Source organism: Dietzia sp. DQ11-71 (assembly GCF_014144995.1).
GTDB lineage: Bacteria > Actinomycetota > Actinomycetes > Mycobacteriales > Mycobacteriaceae > Dietzia > Dietzia kunjamensis.
The window spans coordinates 1-3,396 of record NZ_JAALDT010000052.1; the positions used below are offsets into that span (position 1 = coordinate 1).

At 71.7% G+C, this 3,396-nt stretch carries 5 protein-coding genes; 3 read left to right on the forward strand and 2 right to left on the reverse strand.

Going from position 1 to position 3,396, the window contains the following annotated elements:
- Together G6023_RS02060 and G6023_RS02065 are read left to right on the forward strand one after the other, a co-directional pair.
- On the forward strand, window positions 1-740 hold a 740-nt coding region (locus G6023_RS02060), incomplete at its 5' end, for an amidase family protein (protein WP_241727619.1).
- A complete protein-coding gene (locus G6023_RS02065; RefSeq protein WP_069388851.1) occupies window positions 737-1,405 on the forward strand; it encodes a GntR family transcriptional regulator in 669 nt (222 codons plus the stop codon). The genes G6023_RS02060 and G6023_RS02065, both read left to right, overlap by 4 nt.
- A gap of 29 nt (window positions 1,406-1,434) precedes the next feature.
- On the opposite strand, the gene G6023_RS02070 is transcribed toward G6023_RS02065, so the two are convergent.
- On the reverse strand, window positions 1,435-2,049 hold the full coding sequence (locus G6023_RS02070) for a helix-turn-helix transcriptional regulator (RefSeq protein ID WP_096906087.1): 615 nt from the start codon (window positions 2,047-2,049) through the stop codon (window positions 1,435-1,437).
- A gap of 97 nt (window positions 2,050-2,146) precedes the next feature.
- Here G6023_RS02070 and G6023_RS02075 point away from each other — a divergent pair, with 97 nt between their 5' ends.
- Window positions 2,147-2,419 (forward strand): WhiB family transcriptional regulator, encoded by a 273-nt coding sequence (locus tag G6023_RS02075; protein ID WP_167507195.1) that lies wholly within the window; start codon window positions 2,147-2,149, stop codon window positions 2,417-2,419.
- A 33-nt stretch (window positions 2,420-2,452) separates the two neighbouring features.
- On the opposite strand, the gene G6023_RS02080 is transcribed toward G6023_RS02075, so the two are convergent.
- The coding region (locus G6023_RS02080; RefSeq protein WP_182633951.1) for an aldehyde dehydrogenase family protein at window positions 2,453-3,396 on the reverse strand (944 nt) is incomplete at its 5' end.

Genomic DNA, 3,396 nt, shown 5'->3' on the forward strand with positions numbered 1-3,396 from the left:
TGCCGGCGCGCGCGACGACCCCCGGTCCGGGCGGGTACCTCGCCGCGGCCGTCGACGGCTCACGCGGGGACCGCCCACTCGAGGGACTGCGCGTCGCGTACAGCCCCGACCTCGGTTTCGGCACCACCGACCCGGAGGTCGAGCGGGAGGTCGGACGCGCGGTCGCCGTGCTGGAATCGCTGGGAGCGCGGGTCGAGACGGTCGACCCCGGGATCACCGATCCGGTCGACGCGTTCCACGTCCTGTGGTTCGCCGGTCTCGCCGCGGTCCTCGCGCCCCACGGGCCGGGCGCCGTCGACCACGTCGACCCGTCGATGCGCGAGGCGCTGGGCCGGTACCACGACTACTCCGCCGCCGACTATCTCGACGCCGTGGCGGTGCGGATGGCCCTGGGCGCGCGGATGGCCGACTTCCACCGTGCCCACGACATACTCATCACGCCCACCACGCCGATCGCCGCCTTCGCCGCGGGATCGGACGTGCCGTCGGGCTGGCACAGTCCCGACTGGACGTCGTGGACGCCGTACACCTATCCGTTCAACATGACCCAGCAGCCGGCGCTGAGCGTCCCCTGCGGGACGACCGACGCGGGCCTCCCGGTGGGGCTGCAGGTGGTGGGTGCGCGGTTCGAGGACCGACTGGTGGTCCGGGTCGGTGCCGCACTCGAAGCCGCGCTCGGTCAGGTCGTGCCCACCCCGCGGGTCCACGCGGCGGAGCGGCCGGGGGACGGTCGGCCGTGATCGACTCGACCGCGGGACTGGAACCCGTCGTCCAGGAGTCGACGCCGTCCCTCATCGCGCGCGCTCTGCGGAGGGGCATCGCGGACGGCTCGCTGGCCCCCGGGACACAACTGGGCGAGGCCGCTCTCGCACGCTCGCTCGGCGTGAGTCGCGGCCCGCTGCGCGAGGCGATGCAGCGGCTCACCCAGGAGGGGTTGCTCGTCTCGCACCGCAATCGCGGACTGTTCGTCGCCGACCTGACGCCCGACGCCGTCGAGGACATGTACCTGCTGCGGACGACCATCGAGACCGGTGCTCTGGAGCGGGTGCTCGATCTGGGCCTGGGGGAGGCCACTGCCGACGCCCTCGACGCGGCCGTCGACGCCATGGCGGCGCTGGCCGACGAACCCCGGTCTGCGGCCATGGTGGCGGCGGATCTGGACTTCCACCACGCGCTGGTGGAGGCCGCGCGGAGCCCGCGGTTGTCGCGGGTGCACGAGACCGTGGTGGTGGAGACGAGTATGTGCCTCCACGCGATGCGCAGCACCTATACCGACGCCGCGTCCAGGCTCACGGAGCACCGCGCGATCGCGGACGCGGTGCGCTCGGGCGACCGACTCCGGGCCCGGACGTTGCTCGTCGACCACATGCGGGACGGGCTGGCCAGGGTCAGCGAGGGCGCGTAGCTCGGGGGACGGCGGTCAGGGCACGGAGCTCAGTGGCTCGACCCGAGGCCGTTCCGCAGTGCCCACGCCACGGCCTGCGGCCGGGTCGTCACCCCGATCTTGCGGTAGGCGTCCCGGATGTAGGACTTCACGGTGTTGATCGACAGGTAGCAGGCCGCGGTGATCTCCTCGTTCGACCGACCCTGGGTGATGAGCGCCAACATCTCCGCCTCCCGGGGGGTCAGGCCCACACCGCCAGTGGGCCACGGCGCGGCCGGCCCGGAGTCCTCCCGGTCGATCACCGTGACGCGCTCACCGGCAGCGATGCGTTCGATACCGCTGACCAGCTCGTCCCCGATCAGGGACTTGGCGAGAAAACCCCGGGCCCCGGCCGCCAGCGCCTCGTCGACGGCCTTCGGATCGGTGATGAACGAGTAGACCGCCACCGCGCCGATCTGCGGGTCACGGGCGAGTTCGGCGCACCGCTGCTGCCACCCGGGGCCGGAGCCGAAGGTGTCGAACAGGGCGACGTCGACCGGCGTGGCGACGTCGGTCGCGTGATGGGTCGGCACCACGTGCACCCGGTCGGCGTACGGACCCAGCAGGGCCTCCACGCCGGCGACGACCAGCGAGTAGTCGTTGACCACCGAGACCCGGACCTTCATGAAGGGACATTAGCAGTTGTGACCCATCCCACCCCTGGGGGTGTGCCGAATCCCCCGGGGACATCGGAAGCTGGACCGGACGGCGAGGGGAACCATGATGCAGACAGCGATGACCAGACTCGACGATCGGTGGGCGTGGGCCGACTCCGGGATGTGCCGCGAGATCCCGGACCTCTTCTACAACTCGGAGGACGAGGCCAAGTCGACGCGGCGCCGCAAGGAGGCCGCCGCCAAGAAGCTCTGCGGGCAGTGTCCGGTCATCGACGCGTGCCGCCAGCACGCGATGGCCCAGCGTGAGCTGTACGGCGTCTGGGGCGGGATGACCGAGGCCGAGCGTCACCGCCGAGCCGGCCGCGTGCGCACCGGCTAGGGGAGCCAGCGGGTCGGCTCGGTTCGGGTCGGCTCAGCGCACGGGGATCGCGACCAACTTGGTCTCGACGAACTCTTCGATCCCGCTGAGCCCGCCCTCGCGCCCCAGCCCGGACTGCTTGATGCCGCCGAACGGGGCGGCCGGGTTGGACACCACGCCGACGTTGATGCCGACCATGCCGGCCTGGAGCCGCTCGGACATGGTCATGGCGCGGTCGAGGTTCTCGGTCATCACGTACGAGACCAGGCCGAACTCGGTGTCGTTGGCCAGTGTCACGGCCTCGTCGTCGGTGTCGAACGGTACGAGGGCGGCGACGGGGCCGAAGATCTCGGTCGACATCAGCTCGGCGTCCGGGGTGACACCGGTGAGCACGGTGGGCGGGTAGAAGTAGCCGGGGCCCTCCAGGCGCGAACCGCCGGTCAGCACCTCGGCCCCGCGCTCGACGGCGTCGTCGACCAGGTCCACGACCTTGGTGACGGCCTTCTCCTCGACCAGCGGGCCCACGTCGGTGCCCTCGGTGGTGCCGTCACCCACGGTCAGGGCGGACATCTTCTCGGTCAGGCGCCGACCGAACTCGTCGAGGACCGAGCGGTGCACGAGGATCCGGTTGGCCGACGTGCAGGCCTCGCCCATGTTGCGCATCTTGGCGGCCATCGCGGCGGCCACGGCGGTGTCCATGTCCGCGTCCTCGCAGACCACGAACGGCGCGTTGCCGCCGAGCTCCATGGAGGTGCGCAGCACCCCGCGCGCGCACTGCTCGAGGAGCGTGCGGCCGACGGGCGTGGATCCGGTGAAGGACAGCTTGCGGGCGATGCCGGAGTCGATCCACGGCTCCACCACGCCGCCGGCGTCGGTCGTGCACACCACGTTGAGGACGCCGTCGGGCAGCCCCGCCTCGCGCAGGAGGTCCACCACGTACAGCGAGGTCAGTGGCGTGAGGTTGGCGGGCTTGAAGACCATGGTGCAGCCGGCGGCGA